Genomic DNA, 276 nt, shown 5'->3' with positions numbered 1-276 from the left:
CTAATCCCCTCCCGAAGGAGGTTCATCGTTCGACTTGCATGTGTTAAGCACGCCGCCAGCGTTCGTCCTGAGCCAGGATCAAACTCTCCGTGAATGTTTACCGGTAATCCGGTTGAACACCACGAGAGCGGAACCATCGGAGGAATAGTCCGATGGTTCACAGCGTCCTCGCTGTGTTTTTCAAAGGAACCTCGTCCCAGCTGATGCTGGAGACGGGGTATCAACATATCTGGCGTTGACTTTTGGCACGCTGTTGAGTTCTCAAGGAACGGACGC

1 rRNA gene is annotated in these 276 nt (G+C 53.6%); it reads right to left on the bottom strand.

Features of this window, described 5'->3' with window-relative positions:
• Window positions 1-94, bottom strand: a 16S ribosomal RNA gene (locus IG84_RS0137520); the annotation flags it as partial.
• Window positions 95-276 lie beyond the last annotated feature (182 nt).

Origin of the sequence: Streptomyces ochraceiscleroticus (assembly GCF_000720485.1) — a bacterium.
Classification (GTDB): Bacteria; Actinomycetota; Actinomycetes; order Streptomycetales; family Streptomycetaceae; genus Streptomyces; species Streptomyces ochraceiscleroticus.
Note: the sequence above shows the minus strand (reverse complement) of the source record. Positions and strands in the feature narration are given on the sequence as shown.